Source organism: Pontibacter anaerobius, from assembly GCF_026241195.1.
Taxonomy (GTDB): Bacteria; Bacteroidota; Bacteroidia; order Cytophagales; family Hymenobacteraceae; genus Pontibacter; species Pontibacter anaerobius.
The window spans coordinates 121,020-141,131 of sequence record NZ_JAPFQO010000007.1; the positions used below are offsets into that span (position 1 = coordinate 121,020).

The window sequence follows — 20,112 nt, forward strand, 5'->3', positions numbered from 1 at the left end:
TGTGCAAAATAAGGTTAATAAGGCTAAAATTCAAAATTTTTATCTTTCTGTTTAGCCTTTTGCATCTGCCTGAAACTCTGTGTTTTTTAGCAGCTTCACGGCATCGATGCGGTTCTCGTCCATCGTCAGCACCGTGATGGTGAAGGGTGGAACCTCTACTTTGTCGCCCGGCATGGGTATCTCCCCGAACACGGAGAAGAAAAGCCCGCCCAGTGTTTCGTAGTCGCCCTCGGGCAGGTCCAGTTCATACTTCTCATTCAGGTAATCTATCTCGTGGCGCGCGCTCAGGATGTACATGCCCTTGTCTGGTATCACCTGCTCCAGCAGCCCATCATTCACGTCGTACTCATCCTGTATCTCCCCGAGTATCTCCTCTATCACGTCCTCCACGGTCACGATGCCGGAGGTGCCGCCAAACTCATCCACCACCACAGCCACACTGCGGTGCTCCGACACAAACTTCACAAACAGCTCGCTGGCCAACATACTCTCAGGCACCATACTTACCGGCGCCAGTACCTCTTTTATACTTTGCGGCTGCCGGAACATGTCCAGTTGGTGGCAATAGCCTATAATATTGTCGATGCCGTCCTCGTACACCAGTATCTTCGAGTGGCCGGTACTGGTAAAAGCCTCGCGCAGCGTCTCCAGCGACTCCCTTACCTCCACGGCCTCTATCTCGGTGCGTGGCACCATGCACTCGCGCACCTTCACGGTTTTAAACTCCAGGGCATTATGGAATATCTCCGGGTCTACCTCCGGGGCGTGTTCCTGCTCAGGGTGGTACAGGCGGTTTTTAATAAAAGCGTTGAGATCAGTGGAGCCAAACATGGGCTTCTCCTCCGAAAACTCGATCTTAAACACTTTCTCGGCTACCCATTTGCTCAGCCCCATGATCAGGACCACCACCGGCCACAGCAGGTAATACATAAGCAGTATTGGCACCGCCAGCACCTGCAGCATTTTATTCGGGTTGATGGCCGCTAGGCTGCGCGGCAAGAACTCTGCGGTAAGCAGCACCACCACCGAGGCAATAAAGATCTGAAGTATAAGTATGAGCAGGGTGCTCTGCAGCGGATCGGGCAAGTAGGCGGAGAGCAGTGGGTACAGCACGCCGGCAATGCCAAAACCATACAGCACCAGCGCCAGGGTGTTGCCGATCAGGGTAGTGCCCATCAGGCGGGCCGGGTGCTGCAGCAGGTGCCACAGAATGCGGCCCGAGAGCACGCCGTTCTTATCGCTCAGCTCTATCTGAATCTTATTGGCAGCCATAAAGGCCATCTCGATACCCGAGAAAAAGGCCGAGAACAAAAGGGCTGCGCATAATAGTATGATCTGACTGGGGTCTATCATGGTTTATCAGACACAAACAAATCAGGCCTTGTCTTTCTTTTTAGCATAGTTGTACAGGATGTAAAACACAAAACCGATCATAAAGATCCAGTAATTGCCTGCTATGTCTTCTTCCACTATGCTGCGGTGCACACCTATCACCATGGCCACAAAGGCCAGCGACAACAGGATTATGTAAGTGAGCCGTCGGTTCATTCCTCGCTAAAATTAAACTTGCCCGTAACCTTCTTGATAGAGTAGCGCGACAGGTCCTGGTTAGCCGTGAGGCCTTTGCCCGTCAGGATTTCCTCGGGAGTAGTGATCTTCACAAACTTTTCGGTGTAGATCTTAGCCTTTTTACGGTCCCAGTACAGTTCCTCCGTCTCCAGCTTCTCTTTCTTCTTCAGGTTGTTTACCACCACGTTGCCCCTGGCGTAGTACAGGTTCTTTCTAGGGTCCTGCTTACCATGGTTGCCACGCAGCGTAGATTCCAGGTTTCCCTGCTCATCATAAAACTCCACATAAAAACCCTTCGGAAACACACCATCGCCCTCCTCAAACTCCTGCTGCACCGGGGCCTGCAGCTTTATCAGCAGCTTGGCAGAGTCGCTGTAAAGCGTGGTTACATCGTGGTTCTCTATGGTTGGGCCGGTATAGCGCTCCTCCTCGTCGGGGTTCTTGATGTCTCGTTTGCAGCCAAAGCCGGCAATAGCGAACACTATCAGCAGCAGGGCTATAAATGCGTCTCGCATCGGTATTTTACACTTCGGTTTCTGTGAAGTTAGCAATTTTTGTGCGATTTGTGATGGGGTAGGTATCTACCATAAAAAAGGCCGCTCCAAGAACGGCCTTTATACTTTAGCTATACTTGTTTTCTACTCTATGCGGCGCTTCAGGAACCAACGGCTGTTTACCGTAAAGCCTAGCCCGAACTGGAAATAATCTTCCTTGATAAGGCCGCTATCCGTAGTGCCGCGCTGGCCATAGCCCAACGATACGTTTAACAAATAAAGATCATACATAGTGCCACGGCCCAGCGGGAAAGTGAATCCTGTTGTCACGCCAAGGTCTTTTATGTCTTCTCCGTTCAACTGGAACTGTGTATCGTTGTAATATAGGCCCCCACGGTAGGTAATGCGCTTAAAGTAGCTGTCGATGGCGTTGGCATTTGGCGTGTACTCGCCGCCCAGGGCAATTTTGTAGCTGTCTTTCAGGTTATCGTTGTCGCCATCAAAACCTTTATACTTTGACCACTCGTGGGTGATGAAGTCAGCTGAAATAGTCAGGTTACTGCCGTTATCCAAGCTCACACCGGCACGCCAGTTGGCTGGCAGGTGAATTGAGCTGCTAACGGTGTCCTGGTTTATGATAAGCGCACTGCCGTCCAGGCCGGGCAGAGGGCTGCCGTCCGGGCTTCTGCGCTCATACGAGATATCGCGCTCGGCATCCAGGTCGGTGGCAAAGCTGTACACACCGCCTACGCTCATGTGCAGCTTGTCGTTCAGTTTTTGCCTGTAGTTAATGCCACCGCGGTAAACGAAGTCTCTGTAAGTGGTGCGGTCTACCTGCGTTACGCTTACCAATGCGGCGCTCGCCTGCTCAGGGTCCTGCACCGTGCTTGAGGTTTCGGTGATGGTGTTGCCGAATATATAAGATGCGCTACCACCTATGGTAAGGCCTCCGAACAGCCTGATGCCATGTGCAAAGTATACTTCCGAAAGGCCGCCTTCGCCTGTATAACGGCGCATGATCTCGGCCTGCGGATTGCCTTCTACCTCAGAGGATGCGTTGATCTCGTAGTTTACGGTAGAGAAAGGGCGCAGCCCCACGGCAGTGCTCCAGCGCCTGGAAATTGGCACCACCAGCGACAGGTTGTACAAATTGGCGTTTCCGTCGAACTGCGATGCCTGCTGGCTTTTTATGTTTTTAACCTGCCCGGCACCACTAAAGTCGAAGTTGGTGATGCTGTTATAGTATAGCAACGCGGGGTTGGCGATGTTGGGCTGGAAGCTATTGCCGGCACTGATGCCTGCGCCTGCCATACCGGCCCCACGTATGCTGCCATAGTTCTCGTTGATCTCGCCCGCACCATAGCGTGAGTAGGGCGTATTGCCAATAAGCTGCGCCTGTGAGGCATGTGCCACACATAGAGCCGCAAAGCCTATCAGTACTCGGAGTGTCTTATACATTATGTGTCAAAATTCTGTGAAGCCCGATCAAGACCAATTCAGGAATTGCAAAGATGCGCCCTTTTAATTTACTTTCAAAAAATCCTGCATCGCCCCCGCAAAGTATAACCACTAAATCTGCAGCTTTTTCTGAATAAGATTGGATAAGGCCATTGAGTTCGGCCACGCTACCGGCCAATACGCCGCTCAAAATAGACTCCTGCGTGCTTTGCCCCGTCAACGGAAAATTTTCATCAATTTGCTGTACTAACGGCAGACGCTTGGTAAAAGTATGCAAGGCCTTGAATTTCATCTGCAAGCCTGGCGCTATGCCGCCCCCGTGGTACTGCCCTTGCGCATCCACAAAATCATGGGTAATGCAGGTGCCGGCGTCAAACACCAGGCAGTTGCGCCCCGGAAAGAGGAAATTTGCCCCCACGGCCGCGGCTATCCTGTCGGCCCCTAGGGTCTGGGGCGTTTTGTAGAGGTTTATAACAGGCAAGGCTGCCTGCGGGGTTAGCTCCAATAGCTTACCCGTCACAGACAGCCTCTCCTTTATACTTTGTGCACTTACGCCTACCGAAGCAACTATGGCATGGTCAAAAGTATGGTTTAGCAGCGTCGGCGGCAGAGTTTCCTGCCCTTCAAAATACCCTTGCTCCACCAAGGCACCTTCTTCGAAGATGCCATACTTTGTGCCGGTGTTTCCAATGTCGATAGCGACGTTGCGCATTTTTACATGAAGTATTTTAGCTGGATCACTTCTTTTTCAGTCAGGTAGCGCCACTCTCCGCGCGGCACGTCCTTCTTTGTAAGACCAGCATACTGCACACGGTCCAGGGATACCACATCGTAACCGAGGTGCTCAAAAATACGGCGCACAATACGGTTGCGGCCAATATGGATTTCCAGCCCCAGGAACTTGTTGGACTCACCCAATATCGCTACATCGTCCACATCTGCCTTGCCGTCCTCCAGCTCTACGCCTTCGGCTACTTTTAAGTAGTCGGCTTTAGTGATTGGCTTGTCCAGCTCTACCTGGTAAATCTTCTTGATATTGTTGGATGGGTGGGTCAGCTTCTGCGCCACCTCGCCGTCGTTAGTGAACAGCAGCAGGCCAGTCGTGTTGCGGTCCAGGCGGCCAACCGGGAAAATGCGCTCCTTAGAGGCATTGGCCACCAGGCTCATCACCGTTTTGCGGCCCTCCGGGTCATCTGTCGTGGTCAGGAAATCCTTCGGCTTGTTCAGCAGCACGTACACCATCTTCTCGCGGCTCAAGAGTTTCTTGCCATAGTATACATTATCGGTAGGCTGTACTTTGTAGCCCATCTCTGTTACTACTTCGCCGTTCACCTTAATCTCCCCTGACTCGATCAGCACATCAGCCTCGCGGCGTGAGCACACACCGGCATTCGCGATGTAGCGGTTCAGGCGGATCGTACCGTCGTTTTCCTCTTCTTCGCGGTTGCTTTTCTTGATGCGCGGGTTATTCTTGTAGCGGTTCAGGTTGTAATCCGGAGTTTTTGGCTCCTCCTCGTTTCCACGGAAGCGGTCATTAGAACGGCCTCTTGGAGTAAAGCTTTTAACGCCTCTCTCTTCTCTGGAGCCGCGCTTTTCACCGAACGAAGGCTTGCCCTCGCGGCTGAAACGGCGCTCCCCTCTTTCTTCTCCGCCTTTGCGGTCATCGCGGCGGTCTGAGTTAAAACTGCGGCGCTCGCCCTCGTCGCGTCTCGGGCGGTCATTGCTGAAAGAACGGCGCTCGCCACCTTCTCTCCTGTCGGAGTTAAAGGAACGGCGCTCTCCGCCTTCTCTTCTATCGCCGCCAAATGAACGTCTCTCGCCTCCTTCGCGGCGATCTCCACCTCCACGGCGGTCATCACGTCTGTCAGAGCCGAAGCTTTTTCTATCGCTGTCGCGTCTTTCCGGCCTGTCTGAGTTGAACGAACGGCGTTCTCCACGCTCTCCTCCCTCTCTTCTGTCACCATAAGAACGGCGCTCACTGCCTTCGCGGTTAGGACGGTCGCTGTTGAAGCTTCGTCTTTCGCCGCCTTCGCGCCTGTCGCCGTAGCTGCGGCGCTCGCCACCTTCTCTCCTGTCGGAGTTAAAGGGACGGCGCTCTCCGCCTTCTCTTCTATCGCCATAAGAGCGTCTTTCGCCACCCTCACGACGATCGCCGTTGAACGGCTTGCGGTCGTTATCTCTTCTTTCTGGCCTGTCTCCGAAAGAGCGGCGCTCTCCGCGTCCTTCTCTTCCCTCGTCAGATCTTTCGTATTTATCTCTTCTGTTAAAGATTTTTTTGCCTTCGCGGTCGTTGCTTGGTCTGTCAGAGCGGTCTCTGTCAGCACCTCTTCTGCCTGCGCCAGCGTTATCGCGGTCAGGTCTTTCGTTAAATTTTGCCATTGCTATGTATTTATCGATGCAGTATCGCTACTGTACCTTGGTTGTGCAGTAATAATGGAATTGGTAAAACTATAGTTCAATACGGGTATGGGTGCCTTAAAGGCTAGTCGGCGGCTTCGCCGATGGTATTTTCCTCTGTGGCGAAATCTTTAAGTTGCGGAAGGTCTTTGATGTGGTTGATGCCGAAGTAATCCATGAACTTTTGCGACGTGCCATAGAGCACCGGGCGCCCGATGGTGTCGGCCTTGCCTTTTATCTCGATCAGTTCTTTCTCCAGCAGCCTTTGCACGGCATAGTCGCAGCCAACGCCGCGTATCTGCTCCATCTGGCTTCTGGTAACTGGTTGCTTATAGGCGATAATGGCCAGCGTCTCCAATGCAGACGCTGACAATTTCTTCTTCGATTTATGTTTCAGATAAGTGCTAACCGTATCCTGGTACTCGGGCTTTGTCAGGAACTGGTAACCACCCCCGATCGCGTAGATCTGGAAAGCGAAGCCTTGTTCCTGCAGCCGCTCGTTAATGGCCTCCACTGCTTCCAGCACGTCGCTCACCAGTATCTCCTCCATTCCGAGCGACTCCTGTAGGCAGCGCTGGATTTCCTCGATGCTAATTGGCGACTGGGCACAGAAGACCAGGGCCTGAATATGGTTCTGCAGTATATCCAAAGGTAAAAGTACTAATCGTTACGCTGAAGTTTTGCTTCAATAGAGTGCTGTGTGTGCGGTACGGCACGCAATCTTTCTTTAGGTATCAGCTTGCCTGTTACGATGCAAACACCGTAAGTGCCGTTTTTGATCCTGATCAGGGCATTTTCTAGCTGCTGGATAAATTTCATCTGGCGGGAAGCCAACTGATTCAGGCTTTCCTTTTCGGCTGTATCGGCACCGTCTTCCAGCATTTTAGATGGAGAAGCTGTGTTATCAGTTCCAGAGTCGTTGCGGCGGCTCAGGGTTTCCTTAATAAAGGCTACCTCCTTACGTGCATTCGTCAGTTTCTCCTGGATGATCTCTTCAAATTCAGCAAGGTCCTCTTTGGAGTAGCGCTGTCTTTCTTCGTTTGTATTCATTACACTGTATTAGAACTGTGATATAGTATTTAACCTTTATAACTAAGGTGTAGGTATGCGTCAAGGGTGATATAGACCTGTTCCGCCATAACAACAGACGCCCCTATATAGTTTACTTTCTGTACTATTGCAAAATCTCAGCCAAAAACCTTTGTTTCAACAAGGTAAGTCGCTAAAATTGCTGCAAAAATAAGAGTATTCTTTTATACTTTACTATTGCCAGCTATTATTTAACCGTTTTTTATACTTGGCCACCACAATAATTTTTATGGGCAGCGCTTTAGGTGTTTCTGGAACAATAGTTGCAGATGCGCTGCTGCTGCCTGTTTGGCAGCTCTAAAACAATACTTAAATCTGCATTATGAAAAAAATTACCCTCCTGCTCTCCGCCATATTTTTACTGGCCGCTGTGTCTACTGTATCGGCGCAGGTGCGGCGCCAGACAGAAACGCCCCGCCGCGTGGTGCTGAAGGCGAATGTGTTGAGTCCCTTTGCATTAACAGCGTCAGGCTTTTTGGAGTATGCCTTTGCCCCACACATGAGTGCGCAACTGGGAGCCTTTACCACAGGCGCTTCCTATAAGGACGTGGAGTTCAGCGGCTACGGCATTACGCCAGAGGTACGCTATTACTTATCTGACACCAAACAGGCGCCTAAAGGGGTATATGTGGCCGGCTATGGCCGCATACTTAATTACAAGCTGACAGTAGACGACAAAGAGGAAGGCAAGACTTACGAAGCGACCTATAAGCCTGTAGGTGCCGGTGTGGCTGCCGGTAACCAGTGGATCTTTAATAGCGGCATCTCCGTGGATATTTTTATGGGGCTGGGTGTAAACGGGGGCAGCCTGAAGGTTAATTCGGGCACGGAGGATGATTTTGACCTTGGCTTCCTGAACCTGGTAGGCAGCGGTGTTCGCTTCAGACCTGGTTTAACGGTTGGCTACAGTTTTTAAGTATATTTTATATTTTATATGCTATATTTTTAGCTGCAGCTCTTCTTCAGTTTATACTTCTCTGGCTATACTTTGTAGCTGCCGCTTCCTATAAATTGATACAGGCTATACTTGCTAGCTACCTTTTATACTCAGTCTTACGAACGGCTCGTTTCACCTCATGCTTTGGCTCTCTCCAGCCCGGGAGGGCTCGTCTTCCCGCATCGCGCTGGGACCTTTTCTTTGCTCGCTGTCGCTTTGCAATCCCTTCGGGACCGAAAAACTCCAAAGGCGCTCTTTATACGAGGGCCCTACCCCCACGGAAAGACTGGGATCATTTCGATAGCCAAAGCCTTTACTCCAAGTCCCCCTTTGAAGGGGGCAGGGGGATGATAATCGTTTGCAGAACTCCCTCTCCTGCTCCTAGGAAACATAGATCAACCCTGCCCATTCAAACCAACCTTGCAATCATGATGCTGCCTTAGAAACTGAGCATGCCAATGGCAGCGGCTGCGGCTTCTACGCCCTTGTTGCCGTGCTTGCCTCCTGCTCTGTCCAATGCCTGCTCCAAGGTGTTGGTGGTTACCAGGCCAAACGACACCGGCTTATTGAACTTAAGCGCCACGTTGGTAAGCCCGTTGGCTACGGCATTGTTGATATAATCATCATGCTTGGTATCGCCTTTAATCACCACGCCGATGCAGATCACCGCATCGATCTCCTCCTGCAGGGCCAGGAACTGCGCCCCCAAGGTCAGCTCGAAGCTTCCGGGCACCGTGTTGATATAGATATTCTCCTTTTTGGCGCCATGCTTCAGCAGCGTGTCCACGGCTCCCTGGCACAGTACGCTGGTGATGTCGTCGTGCCACTCGGCCACTACAATGCCAAAGGTCTTCTCCGAGATGTCTGTAAACTTACCCTGGCTATACTCGCTCAGGTTTTTTAATGCTGTGGCCATACTTTCATTAGTTATGCGTTACTCGATGTTTGTTACTGGGGCTAGTGTGTGCTTCGTGGCTATTTATACTTCCCCGTTGGCAAAATAAAATAAAAAAGCGCTTTTGCCTGAACAGCAAAAGCGCTTTTTATACTTGGTCCAGGCTTGATTACTACTCAGCCTGAGCGCCACCTGCCAGCATTTCGGCACGTGCTTTATACTTTTTGGCATCCGTAACCTCAGCAGAAGCTACATAGTCCGTGATAATCGTTTCGTATACTTCAGCAGCAGCGCTGTAGTCGTTTCCGGCCTCATAAGCGATACCGGCCTTCATCAGGTACTGCGGCGAAAAGAACGGGTTCGCATTGTGGGTTGCGGCTTTCTTGTACATATCGGCAGCCTCGCTGTGCTTGTCCTGCTCCAGCAGTGCGTCGCCTGTCAGGCTATAGGCGCGGGCCTGCAGCAGGTAGTCATCAGACTCAAACTCTTTCAGGCGGTCTGCAGCCTCTGCAAACTGGCCCTGCTTCAGCAGCGCTGCACCTGCGTAGAAGTTTGCCAGGTTACCGGCATCAGTGCTGCTATACTCGTCTGCGATTTCCAGCAGGCCCAGGTTCTGGCCATCACCGTTCAGGGCTTTGCCCAGGGAGTCGGCCTCGAAGTAGTACACCGCCTGGAACATGGCGTTCTGTGCCTCCACGTTCTGCGTGCTGCGGTAGTTATAGTACAGGAAACCACCTACAATAACAGCAGCGATGGCGATGAATAATCCCAGCAGCTTTGATTTGTTTTTCTTCACAAAGTCCTCTGAGCCGTACAGGCGATCTGCCAGTGCATCAGGGTTCTCAACCAGCTCCTCAAACTCGCTGTGGTTCTTAACTGTTTCTTTTGCCATCAGTGTGTTAATGAATTATAACCTCAAAAGTAGGAATTAAAAGTAATTAGAATCAATACCTATAGGTCCTGAACATCAAATTTACAGCTTTTAATTCCTAATAATTTGATAAAATGCGACTTAGTCCATTATAAATGGATAGTCCTTCTCAATATAAATGTCTGTATACAGCTCTTCCGGCTCCGGATATGGCGAGCTCTCGGCAAACTCCACCGACTCCGCCACCTGCTGCTTTATTTTTTCGTCTATCTGGTCCAGTTCTTCCTCTGTAGCCCAGCCGTTTTTCAGGATTGTGGCTTTCACTGACTCAATAGAGTCGCGGCCTTTGTAGTCTTCCAGCTCCTCCTTGGTTCTATACTTGGCAGGGTCCGACATGGAGTGGCCTTTGTAGCGGTAGGTTCTGAACTCCAGCAGGGTTGGGCCCTCACCGGCACGAGCACGCTCAGCGGCTCTCGCCACGGCTTCGTGGACGTTCTCCACTTCCATGGCGTCAACCGGCTCAGAAGGGATATCATAGCTCTCGCCCAAGGTATAAAGCTCTACCACATTGGAGGTACGCTTCACGGAAGTACCCATGGCATAGCCGTTGTTCTCGATCACGAAGATCACAGGCAGCTTCCAGGTCATGGCCATGTTCAGGGCCTCGTGGAATGCACCCTGGCGCACGGCACCATCACCCATGTAGCAAATGCATACTTTGCCGGTGTTGTTATACTTCTCGGCGAAGGCGATACCTGCACCAAGCGGCACCTGGGCACCCACAATACCGTGGCCACCCATAAAGCCTACTTCCTTATCGAAGATGTGCATAGAGCCACCCTTGCCCTTAGAGCAACCGGTAGCCTTGGCGAAAAGCTCTGCCATGATAGCGTTCGGGCTCGTGCCCAGCGCCAGCGGGTGAGCATGGTCGCGGTAAGCCGTGATCCACTTATCGCCTTCTTCTAGAGCAGAGGCCGCACCGGCCGCACAAGCCTCCTGGCCGATGTACAGGTGGCAGAAGCCTTTGATTTTCTGCTGACCATATAGCTGGCCGGATTTCTCCTCAAAGCGGCGCATGAGTTTCATCGACTCATACCACCACATGTATGTTTCCTTTGAAAACTTTGGCTCAGCCTGTACCTTTGCCTTTGCCGACTTCGCTTTTGCCTTATCTTTCGTATCAGCCATGAGTAATAGTCTATGTGCGTTTTTAGGATGTCCGTTTATACTTTCAGGGCTTTAACCCCCTAAAACTGCGGCAAATATAAGCCACAAACGGTTTAGCATGCGAAATTAAGGAAAAAGATATCAAAGTAGAAATTAAATGCTCCTCGAAAATCTCAGTTTGCTGTTTTTCAAAAACTACGAAGAGGCTGCGCTCAGCTTTTCGGAGCATATCAACTGCTTTATCGGCGATAACGGCAGCGGCAAAACCAACCTGCTCGACGCCATCCACTACCTCTCCATGACCAGGAGCGCCTTTCCGGGCACCGACGCGCAAAGTATAAAACAGGGCGAGGACTTCTTTATGGTGAAGGGGCGCTTTGATATCTCGGGCGAGAAGCACACGGTGCAGGTGAGCCTGAAGCAGGGGCAGAAAAAGACCGTAACGCACAACAAGGCGCTCTACGAGAAGATCAGCGACCACATTGGCCGCTTCCCGGTAGTGCTCATCTCGCCTTACGACACTGACCTGATCCGCGAGGGCAGCGAGGAGCGCCGCAAGTACTTCGACAGCCTCATGTCGCAGTACGACCATGTGTACCTGGAGCAGCTCATACAGTATAACTACATCCTGAAGCAGCGCAATTCCCTGCTGAAGCAGTTTGCCGAGCGCCATTACTTCGATCGCGATTACCTGCAGATCCTGAACGAGCAGCTGGTGCCTTTCGGCGAGGAGCTGGTGCAGGCGCGGCAGCGCTTTCTGCAGGATTTCGCGCCGATCTTCCAGAAGCACTACCACCACATCTCCGACAGCCACGAGGAGGTGACGCTCACCTACAAAAGCCAGCTGGAGGGCGGCGACCTTGCCAACAAACTACAGCAGGCCGAGCGCAAGGACATGGCGCTGCAGCGCACCACCGTGGGCCCGCACAAAGACGACTTTGTATTTCTGATGGACGGCAACCCCGTGAAAAGCTTCGGCTCGCAGGGGCAGCAGAAAAGCTACGTCATCGCCCTGAAGCTGGCGCACTTCGAGGTGATGGACCAGCGCCAGCACCACAAGCCCCTGCTCCTGCTCGACGACATTTTTGACCGCCTCGACGAGAAGCGCATCACCAAGCTTATGCAAATGGTGGCCGCCCATACTTTCGGCCAGATCTTCCTGACAGACACCCACCTGGAGCGCACCGATAAAATACTCGAAGGCCTCTCGGAAAGTATCCGTAGATTTGAGGTGAAGGAGGGAGTGGTGAAGGTGATTGGGGAGTTGTAGGCTTGATTTTAGAAGCTTATAATCCAGCTAGAAGTAAGTTAGTGTGCCTAATTACATCACTCTTAGCAAATATTGCAGCGCATGAACAACAAAGTAGAAGAAGGCTTAAAGAGATTAGAATCATTAGACAAAGTTGTAATTGAAGCAGCAAAAGAGATGGTTCATGATGAAAACATGTATCCTCTTGATCTTTTAGCGAATGCTGTGCTTAACAGGACATTGTCAACTATAAGTGGTTTTGTTCTTCTAACAAGAGCTAACAATTTTAACTGTGCTGCACACTTGATAAGACTTCATCTAGATAATTTACTTAGATTCTCTGCAGCATGGATTGTAGATAACCCACATGATTTTGCGATGAAAGTCTTAAGTGGAGAGCAAATTAACCACTTAAAAGATATCTCAGGAAATAAAATGCATGATGGGTATCTTGTTGATCAATTATCTGTCAAATACCCTTGGGTAAAAAGGGTTTATAAAGAAACTTCGGGTTTTGTACATCTAAGCCATAAACACATATTTAACTCAACCAAACTGAAAGATATAGAACAAAGAACTATAGCATTCTCGATCAGTAAAGAAGATTATTTTGTTGATGACCAGTTAAGAGTAGAGGCCACAGAACTTATGATTGAGATAACAAACTGTATATGTGATTTTATTAAAGGCTGGACATGGACTAAAAAGCATCCACCTAAATAATAACTTCTGTTTCCTCATTATCTTGCTGATAAGAATCCTTAATTATTCACTCCTTCACCCACTCATTCAAAAATAAAAACCGTGCGCTACTACAAGAAGAAAGAGGCGATTGATAAACGCAAGGCAGACATCCAGCCGATTGGGGAAAGCCTGAAGGCGCTGATGCAGGCCTACCGCCTGGACGGTAAACTGAGCGAGGTGCAGTTGGTGCAGAACTGGGAGAAGATCATGGGCAAGCCCATCGCCCTGAAAACGCAGCAGCTATACTTTAAAGACGGCAAACTGTTCGTAAAACTGACCTCAGCCCCACTTAAGCACGAGCTCAACATGTCTAAAAGCAAGGTGATTGAGATTCTGAATACCGAGGCAGGCAACAACGTAGTGAAGGACATCATCTTCCTATAAAGCAACAGCGCGGGACGAAAACAAGTATAGATTTTCCTGAATAGCTATACTTACCTATGACTGATAATAACAACTTTCGTCCTGTTTCCTACTCCCGCACCACCCTCACCGAGCTCATGATCCCGAGCTACGCCAACTTCGGCGGCAAAATACACGGCGGCATACTTCTCTCTTTGATGGATAAAGTGGCCTATGCCTGCGCCTCTAAACATGCCGGCAACTACTGCGTTACCGTTACAGTGGAAGGCGTGCACTTTCTGCAACCCGTGGAGGTGGGCGACCTGGTATCGCTGAAGGCCTCGGTGAATTACGTGGGCAACACCTCGCTGATGGTGGGCATCCGGGTGATTGCCGAGAACGTAAAAACCGGCAAGGTAAAACATACCAATACCTCCTACTTCACGATGGTGGCTAAAGGGGACGACGACAAACCCACGCAGGTACCCGGCCTTATCCTGGAGACCCGCGAAGACGGCCGTCGCTTTCTGGAGGCCATCAAACGCCGCGAACTCTCGCGTCGCTACGAAACCGAGCTGGCCAACTCCAAAACCATACTTCAAGTGGAAGACGCCTTACACCTGTTACAGCAGGAGCGCTGTAAAATCGCGTTTTAATTTGTCTGAATCAGGATTTTCAGGATTTGTGGATGGACAGGATTGCAATACCGGGTCCTACCACCGGATGGATAGGGTCTTCTGCATTACGCTGTTTATTTCTGGCGCGAGTCTCCCGACTCCTGTCCTGCAAATGATGTGAAGTCTCCGACTTCACTGAGGCCGGAGGCCTCAGGGTGGGTTCTGCAGGTGATTGTTATGCTTGATGGAAGTTAGGAGTTAGGGAATTATGAACCCACCCCAGCCCCTCCCGAGAGGGGAATTTACCTCTCCCCAACCCTCTTCTTTTCTCGAGGGCCCCTACCCCCAGAACAGGAGAGGGAGTCCGGTTAAAGCTCAGTCAGTGGTAGCTATCGAAAACCGATCCCAGTCTTCGGGTTGAGCGCCTTGTGAGATCCGGTGCCTGCCAAGGGCATGCCGAGCGGCAGCGAGGCAAGGAGGGAACACAGCGCGATGCCCTTATCGAGGGCCCCTACCCCCAAGACGAGGCCTCCCGGCCTTGAGGGCACCACTGCCAGAGATGAAACGATTAGCAAGAAAGACTGCGGATAAACAACTGCCAGGAAGGATAGCTTGCTTCAAGTTAAAGGAAGCAGCAGCTAAAGTATAAAGAGCACGGGCTACAAGCCCGCGCTAGCAATGCGCTATGGAAGTCACAAGCAGACACTTGCGCCAGGAGAGGCATGATATATCGCAGCTAAACAGCATAATACTTCCCCTCCTCCCATTTCTCCCATATCCTTTGTAACTTGTAACATCGATCATATATCTAACCCTAAAATGACTATTAATCCTAACCTTAAAGCCCTATTGGCGGCTCTGCTGCTGACAGGTGCCCCCTTGATTACCCCAACCCAAAGTATAGCCCAGGAAGTGGTGCGTCAGGATGACGACATCAAGAAGATGATAAACCAGCTCTCGGCCCAAAACCTGGAGCAACTGGTGCGTAAGATGGTGAGCTTCGGCACACGCCATACTTTGAGCACCACCACCAGCAAGAAAGAAGGCATCGGCGCGGCCCGTGAGTGGGTAAAATCCGAGTTTGAGAAGTATGCCCAGGCCTCCGGCGGCCGCATGACCGTGGAGATGGACAAGTTTACCGTAAAAGCCGACGGGCGTCGCGTGCCGCAGGATACGGAGATGGCCAACGTGATCGCCATCCTGAAAGGCACCGACCCGAACGATGACCGCGTGATCATTGTGGGCGGCCACCTCGACTCCCGCGCCACCGACGTAATGGATGCCAAAAGCAAGGCCCCAGGCGCTAACGACGATGCCTCCGGCGTGGCAATGGTGATGGAGATGGCCCGCGTGATGGCGTCGCAGAAGTTCCCGGCTACGCTGATGTTTGTGGCTTTCCAGGGCGAGGAGCAGGGATTGTACGGCTCCACCCATCTGGCTGAGCGTGCTAAAAAAGAGGGCTGGAACCTGGTGGCCATGCAGAACAACGACATCGTGGGCAACTCCTACTCTGCCGAAACCGGCCTGCACGACAATACCAAAGTCCGCATCTTCAGCGAGGGCGTGCCCGCTAACGAGACCGAGGAACAGGCCCGCCTGCGCAGAACTTTAGGCGCCGAGAGCGACAGCCCGAGCCGTAACCTGGCCCGCTACATGGAGCTGGTGGGCGAGAAGTACGTGGACCAGTTAGACGTGGTGCTGGTGCACCGGTCCGACCGCTTCCTGCGCGGCGGCGACCACACGCCGTTTAACCGCCAGGGCTTTACAGCCGTGCGTATGAGCGAGATGAACGAAGATTTCGACCACCAGCACCAGGATGTGCGCAAGGAGGACGGAAAGCAGTACGGTGACCTGCCCGAGTTTATGGATTTTGAGTACCTGCGCAAGAACACGGCCGTTAACCTGGCAAGTATGGCCAGCCTGGGCTGGGCCCCTGCCGCCCCGGAGAAAGTAGGTGTACTTACCTCAGAACTCACCAACAAAACAGACCTGAAGTGGGAAGCCCCTGCCAAAGGAGCCAAGCCGGCTGGCTATTACGTGCTGATGCGTGAAACCAACAGCCCGAACTGGGAGAAGCGCTTCTACGTGACCGATACCAAAGCCACTTTGCCCTACTCTAAGGATAACTACTTCTTTGCCGTGCAGTCGATGGACAAGGAGGGGCATGCCAGCCTGCCGGTGCTGCCTGTGCCAGTGCGCTAATTTATACTTTAGCTGACGATGAAAGGACTGCTGTTACCTCTGTTGCTGCTCCTGTTGCCTGCCTTTACGTTGCGGGCACAGGAGCAGCCGATACAGGTAACCAAAATCGCACCGAAAGTATACGTCCATACTTCATTTCAGAAGTATAATGGCGTGCTGTTTCCCTCGCACGGCCTGTTGGTCTCCACAAACGATGGCGTTGTGCTGATTGATACTGGCTGGGGCAACGAACCGACAGAACAGCTACTGGCGTGGGTGAAAACCAACCTGAAGCAGCCGGTAAAAGTATGCGTGCCCACCCACTGGCATGATGACAAGATGGGCGGCATCGGGGCGGTGCAGGCGCAGGGCATTCCGGTGGTTACCTCAGAGCTTACGGCCACACTTGCCGCTGCGAATGGCAAAGGTACACCGGATATCACCTTCGCCACCGATACCACATTTACCATCGGCAAGCAGAAGTTTGAAGTATACTTCCCCGGCGGCGGCCATACTTTAGATAACGTGGTGGTGTACCTGCCGCAGCAAAAGATTCTCTTTGGGGGCTGTTTTGTAAAGGATACCCAGGCAAAGAACCTGGGAAACACCGCCGATGCTGACCTGGAAAGCTGGCCTGTTGCCATCCAACATGTGCAGCAGCGTTACCCCAAAGCTAAGGTGGTGGTGCCGAGCCACGGCCCCTGGGGCAACCGGTCCTTGCTCAGCCATACGTTGGAGCTCCTGCAGGATCAGAAGTAAGGATAACACAACAAAGTATAAAGCGAGAGGCCGGAGCATAAAAACTCCGGCCTCTCGCTTTATACTTCATCGATTCTGTTGTTTCATCAATCCCGGCTTACCAGCTTGTTAAAGTTGCCGTTGGGGTCGTGGAGCAGCGCCAGGTTGTTCTTGTCAAATTCTTTAAAGAACTCGTCCCAGCTGACCTCATCAAAACTGCCGTTGTCGTCGCTTTTCTTCGGGAAGTGGATGCGCAGCACACCCTCGCCGCTACCATCGTTCTCAGTGCCTTTTACTACCCTTGGTACGCCGCCGTGCTTCTTGGCCCACTCCTGTATTTCTCTGTGGTTAGTTGTTTTCCTGGATTCACTCATAGCTTTACTGTTGTTTTAAGTTTGTTTTCCGCAGATAAACTATACGCGCCCCCTGGGTAAAAGATGAGAAACAAAAAAGCAGCCCCGAAACAGGACTGCTTTTTTGTTGTAAATCAGGTTGTATTCTCTTCGTTACAATTTGCCAACACGGGCCGCAGACGTTACATCCGAAGTGATGCTTGGGCTGCCTTTGTAGTAGACCGATGATGCTCCGGAAGCGTTAATATCCAAAGCCTCCTTGGCAAAAACTTTCACATTGCTGGCTCCGCTGGCCTGTATCTTCACCTCACGTGCCTCCAGTTCCGAAGCATCCACCTTCGAGGCCCCGGACATGTCCATGTTCAGGACGTCAGCCTTGCCCAGCAGCTCTACTTTGCTTGCGCCGCTTAGGTCAGCCTTGATCTCTTTTGTGTCCACGGTGAGTTTCACGTTAGAGCCACCGCTCATGTCCATTTTCAGGGCAGGCGATTTAAAGCTGGAGTTGCCTATTATTTTCACGCCGCCGCTGATGTTGATGCTCTCCAGCCCTTTCAGTGTCACGTAGGCTTTCATACCCTTGGTAGAGCTGATACCTCTATCATTGTAGATGTGCAGGATACCGTTACGCACCTCTGTTTTAATGTTATTAAGCAGGTTTTCCTCTGCCTCCAGGCGCACGCTTTCGTTGCTGCCCTGCGTCAGCTCCACCACAAAGCCGCCGCTAACGTCAATACCTTTAATTCCGGATACATCCCTGTCTTGCGTGGCCACTTTCCCATTGCCCCGCAGGCCCTGCGCCATTGCCGCCGATACGTTTAGCAGCATAAAAGCAACGATAAAAAGCCCAAAGGCCGCTTTGTGTAAATTACTGATCTTCATAGTATAGATTTTTGGGTTAGTAATTCCTGTTACATCTTTTTTCAAAAGCCATTATGCATAAAAGATGCCGTTTTTCCGAAAAGGTTGCTTGAGGTTGAAAAGAATTTCTCAAAACCGCACTTTACATTAACTTAACTCCTGCTGCCTCACGTTGGCACCAGCTACACCCGCTCTCCGGCTAAAGGCCTGTTCATCCAACGCTGAAAAATAAAGGCCCCTGTTGTATAGGCCAGCACGTCCCACGGGTCGGCTGTATACTTTTGGTGCAGCAACGGTAGCAAGCCTTCAAACACCACGCTAAACAGCAGCAGCGCCAGCAAAGTATGGTATAGCGGCAACACAAAGTATGGGTTCCTGAAGTATAACCGCTCGGCAGCAAGCGCAACCGTAAGCGCCAGGGGCAGCACCAGCAGATCGTCGAGGTGCGTGTGCAGTGGCCATAGGTAAACGCCTGTAAGCTCCAGCAGTTGGTTGCCTGCGGCAAGTAAAAGAAAAATCAAGAAAAGTGGTTGCCGGAAAGTGCCCATGGTTACAGCGCCACAAGCCCAATGGCCAGCATAATGCCGCCCAGCACAAGCAGGAAGATTTCGGTGGCTGTCAGGTTTTTGAACCAGTTGGAGCCGTTGGCAGGCAGCGGTTGGCCGCATTGCGGGCACTGCTTGGCTTCGCGGGGCACGGTGGCACCGCAGTTAGGACAGGTTTTGGTAGCAGGGTTTTCAGGGTTGGCCATGTTACAAAGGTACGCACCTGAGGCAAATAAGTGCAGCCTTTACTCCAGCACAGGCTTTAGGAGCACGCCAAACCCCAGCCCTATGCCGTACAGCAACACCAGCGGGAGCAACTGCTGCAACGTAACCGTTGCGGCATCATGCCGCAGGCAGAACATCAGCAAGCCCACCAAAAAAACGCCACAAACAAAAAGAATGGTTTTGTACAGATTAGTCATAGGCAGAATAAGTATTATAAAATACCTATACTTTATTATCTATTAGTAAGTTACATTAATTCGGTCTTCTTTTACAAACGATGTTTGCACATACTTAGTATGTTATTAGAAAATACATATTACCTATTTCAGGGCGGATGCCTTTGCCGATTTATCCTGCTTTATAATACTATGTCGCTTCACTAGCCTGCTTTTATACCAGGAGTCAGCAGCAAATAACCTTCAGCAGCCGGATGGGGTAAAACTGTACACAACAACATAAGCTATGACTCAGACAAAAGTAGATACTGTATACTATACCATTACCCGAGGCGACAGCCCGCTGGTGGCCACGGCCATACACAATGGGCACGAGGTGCGCCATAACCTGAAAGAATTGTACAACCTGACGCCCGAAGAGCGGCTACGCGAGGAGGATCCTTTTACGGCGGAGTGGGTGGACATAACAGATAACCAGATTATTGGGCACTACTCCCGCTTCGAGCTGGACCTGAACCGCCCACCCGAAAAAGCCATTTACCGCAAACCCGAGGATGCCTGGGGCCTGAAGGTATGGAAAGAGGAGCTGCCGGAGGAACTTGCGCAGGAGTCGATGAAGCGCTACGACAAGTTTTACGAGGATGTGAAGCGAATGCTAAGCCAGCTCATAGGAGAGCATGGCTGCGTGGTAGTGTACGACCTGCATACCTATAACCACCGCCGCGAAGGCCCCACCGGACCGGCCGCCAACCCGGAAGAGAACCCTGAGGTGAATATTGGCACAGGCAACATGAACCGCAAGATGTGGGCGCCGGTAGTTGATGCCTTCATGCACAGCCTCAGCCACTACAACTACCAGGGCCGAAAGCTGGACGTGCGCGAGAACATAAAGTTTGAGGGAGGCCATTTTATGCGCTGGCTCCACGAGACCTTCGGTGACAAAGTATGCGTGATAAGCATTGAGTTTAAAAAGTTCTTTATGGATGAGTGGACCGGGGAGCCTGACCAGGCGCAGGTGCAGGAGATACGGCAGGCACTGCAGCAAAGCACCCGCCCCGTGCTGGAGGCGCTGGCGCAGGTGTGCCAGGTATAATTTTACAGAAATGAGAGATGCTAGAATGAGAGATGCTAGATTTTACTATTCATGCTAGTCACCCCTGCCCCTTCAAAGGTAGGGCCGTTCCATTTTCTGTAAATCTGCCGCAGG

24 protein-coding genes are annotated in these 20,112 nt (G+C 51.5%); 8 read left to right on the forward strand and 16 right to left on the reverse strand.

The features are described 5' to 3' along the window. Positions 1–51: 51 nt before the first annotated feature. The 8 genes from OO017_RS11215 to OO017_RS11250 all read right to left on the reverse strand — a co-directional run bounded on the left by OO017_RS11215 (position 52) and on the right by OO017_RS11250 (position 6,968). Positions 52–1,353 (reverse strand): hemolysin family protein, encoded by a 1,302-nt coding sequence (locus OO017_RS11215; RefSeq protein ID WP_266052581.1) that lies wholly within the window; start codon positions 1,351–1,353, stop codon positions 52–54. 21 nt (positions 1,354–1,374) lie between these two features. Beyond that, complete coding sequence (locus tag OO017_RS11220) at positions 1,375–1,548, reverse strand: hypothetical protein (protein WP_266052582.1); 174 nt, start codon at positions 1,546–1,548, stop codon at positions 1,375–1,377. Continuing rightward, entirely contained in the window at positions 1,545–2,084 is a 540-nt protein-coding gene (lptC, locus tag OO017_RS11225; protein ID WP_266052583.1) for an LPS export ABC transporter periplasmic protein LptC, read from the reverse strand. Before lptC ends, OO017_RS11220 begins: the two co-directional genes overlap by 4 nt. Positions 2,085–2,207: 123 nt before the next feature. Next, on the reverse strand, positions 2,208–3,521 hold the full coding sequence (bamG, locus tag OO017_RS11230) for a BamG family beta-barrel-assembly machinery protein (RefSeq protein WP_266052584.1): 1,314 nt from the start codon (positions 3,519–3,521) through the stop codon (positions 2,208–2,210). Next, the gene (locus OO017_RS11235; RefSeq protein WP_266052585.1) at positions 3,514–4,233 is read right to left on the reverse strand and encodes a type III pantothenate kinase; all 720 of its coding nucleotides are present in this window, start codon (positions 4,231–4,233) and stop codon (positions 3,514–3,516) included. Before OO017_RS11235 ends, bamG begins: the two co-directional genes overlap by 8 nt. A gap of 2 nt (positions 4,234–4,235) precedes the next feature. Beyond that, complete coding sequence (locus OO017_RS11240; RefSeq protein ID WP_266052586.1) at positions 4,236–5,900, reverse strand: pseudouridine synthase; 1,665 nt, start codon at positions 5,898–5,900, stop codon at positions 4,236–4,238. A 103-nt stretch (positions 5,901–6,003) separates the two neighbouring features. Beyond that, positions 6,004–6,567 carry an SMC-Scp complex subunit ScpB gene (scpB, locus tag OO017_RS11245; protein WP_266052587.1) on the reverse strand — a complete coding sequence of 188 codons (564 nt, stop codon included), beginning with the start codon at positions 6,565–6,567 and terminating at the stop codon, positions 6,004–6,006. Positions 6,568–6,578: 11 nt separating this feature from the next. After that, complete coding sequence (locus OO017_RS11250; RefSeq protein WP_266052588.1) at positions 6,579–6,968, reverse strand: TraR/DksA family transcriptional regulator; 390 nt, start codon at positions 6,966–6,968, stop codon at positions 6,579–6,581. Between the two features lie 361 nt (positions 6,969–7,329). Here OO017_RS11250 and OO017_RS11255 point away from each other — a divergent pair, with 361 nt between their 5' ends. Further along, the gene (locus tag OO017_RS11255) at positions 7,330–7,923 is read left to right on the forward strand and encodes a DUF3575 domain-containing protein (protein ID WP_266052589.1); all 594 of its coding nucleotides are present in this window, start codon (positions 7,330–7,332) and stop codon (positions 7,921–7,923) included. Between the two features lie 460 nt (positions 7,924–8,383). On the opposite strand, the gene ribH is transcribed toward OO017_RS11255, so the two are convergent. From ribH to pdhA, 3 genes are all read right to left on the reverse strand, one after another. Beyond that, positions 8,384–8,860, reverse strand: a complete 477-nt coding sequence (ribH, locus tag OO017_RS11260) for a 6,7-dimethyl-8-ribityllumazine synthase (protein WP_266052590.1) — start codon at positions 8,858–8,860, stop codon at positions 8,384–8,386. Between the two features lie 151 nt (positions 8,861–9,011). Then, positions 9,012–9,731: a tetratricopeptide repeat protein gene (locus OO017_RS11265; protein WP_266052591.1), complete on the reverse strand. Its 720-nt coding sequence runs from the start codon at positions 9,729–9,731 to the stop codon at positions 9,012–9,014. Positions 9,732–9,851: 120 nt separating this feature from the next. Beyond that, positions 9,852–10,898: a pyruvate dehydrogenase (acetyl-transferring) E1 component subunit alpha gene (gene pdhA / locus OO017_RS11270; protein WP_266052592.1), complete on the reverse strand. Its 1,047-nt coding sequence runs from the start codon at positions 10,896–10,898 to the stop codon at positions 9,852–9,854. Positions 10,899–11,034: 136 nt separating this feature from the next. Between pdhA and recF the strand changes: the two genes are divergently transcribed. From recF to bla, 6 genes are all read left to right on the forward strand, one after another. Beyond that, positions 11,035–12,147, forward strand: a complete 1,113-nt coding sequence (gene recF / locus OO017_RS11275; protein ID WP_266052593.1) for a DNA replication/repair protein RecF — start codon at positions 11,035–11,037, stop codon at positions 12,145–12,147. Between the two features lie 81 nt (positions 12,148–12,228). Continuing rightward, positions 12,229–12,849, forward strand: a complete 621-nt coding sequence (locus tag OO017_RS11280; protein ID WP_266052594.1) for a hypothetical protein — start codon at positions 12,229–12,231, stop codon at positions 12,847–12,849. 81 nt (positions 12,850–12,930) lie between these two features. Beyond that, on the forward strand, positions 12,931–13,254 hold the full coding sequence (locus OO017_RS11285) for a DciA family protein (RefSeq protein ID WP_266052595.1): 324 nt from the start codon (positions 12,931–12,933) through the stop codon (positions 13,252–13,254). A 56-nt stretch (positions 13,255–13,310) separates the two neighbouring features. Then, positions 13,311–13,868, forward strand: coding sequence for a hotdog domain-containing protein (locus OO017_RS11290; protein ID WP_266052596.1), 558 nt, complete (start codon positions 13,311–13,313; stop codon positions 13,866–13,868). A gap of 780 nt (positions 13,869–14,648) precedes the next feature. Continuing rightward, positions 14,649–16,031, forward strand: a complete 1,383-nt coding sequence (locus OO017_RS11295; protein ID WP_266052597.1) for a M28 family metallopeptidase — start codon at positions 14,649–14,651, stop codon at positions 16,029–16,031. A gap of 18 nt (positions 16,032–16,049) precedes the next feature. After that, positions 16,050–16,769, forward strand: a complete 720-nt coding sequence (gene bla, locus OO017_RS11300) for a subclass B1 metallo-beta-lactamase (RefSeq protein ID WP_266052598.1) — start codon at positions 16,050–16,052, stop codon at positions 16,767–16,769. An 86-nt stretch (positions 16,770–16,855) separates the two neighbouring features. On the opposite strand, the gene OO017_RS11305 is transcribed toward bla, so the two are convergent. From OO017_RS11305 to OO017_RS11325, 5 genes are all read right to left on the reverse strand, one after another. Next, on the reverse strand, positions 16,856–17,122 hold the full coding sequence (locus OO017_RS11305) for a hypothetical protein (RefSeq protein WP_266052599.1): 267 nt from the start codon (positions 17,120–17,122) through the stop codon (positions 16,856–16,858). Between the two features lie 132 nt (positions 17,123–17,254). After that, the gene (locus OO017_RS11310) at positions 17,255–17,980 is read right to left on the reverse strand and encodes a head GIN domain-containing protein (RefSeq protein WP_266052600.1); all 726 of its coding nucleotides are present in this window, start codon (positions 17,978–17,980) and stop codon (positions 17,255–17,257) included. A 161-nt stretch (positions 17,981–18,141) separates the two neighbouring features. Continuing rightward, positions 18,142–18,480: a hypothetical protein gene (locus tag OO017_RS11315; RefSeq protein WP_266052601.1), complete on the reverse strand. Its 339-nt coding sequence runs from the start codon at positions 18,478–18,480 to the stop codon at positions 18,142–18,144. A 29-nt stretch (positions 18,481–18,509) separates the two neighbouring features. Further along, entirely contained in the window at positions 18,510–18,710 is a 201-nt protein-coding gene (locus tag OO017_RS11320) for a zinc-ribbon domain-containing protein (protein WP_266052602.1), read from the reverse strand. Between the two features lie 39 nt (positions 18,711–18,749). Then, complete coding sequence (locus OO017_RS11325; RefSeq protein ID WP_266052603.1) at positions 18,750–18,926, reverse strand: hypothetical protein; 177 nt, start codon at positions 18,924–18,926, stop codon at positions 18,750–18,752. 265 nt (positions 18,927–19,191) lie between these two features. Here OO017_RS11325 and OO017_RS11330 point away from each other — a divergent pair, with 265 nt between their 5' ends. Beyond that, positions 19,192–19,998: an N-formylglutamate amidohydrolase gene (locus tag OO017_RS11330; RefSeq protein ID WP_266052604.1), complete on the forward strand. Its 807-nt coding sequence runs from the start codon at positions 19,192–19,194 to the stop codon at positions 19,996–19,998. The last annotated feature ends 114 nt before the right edge of the window (positions 19,999–20,112 follow it).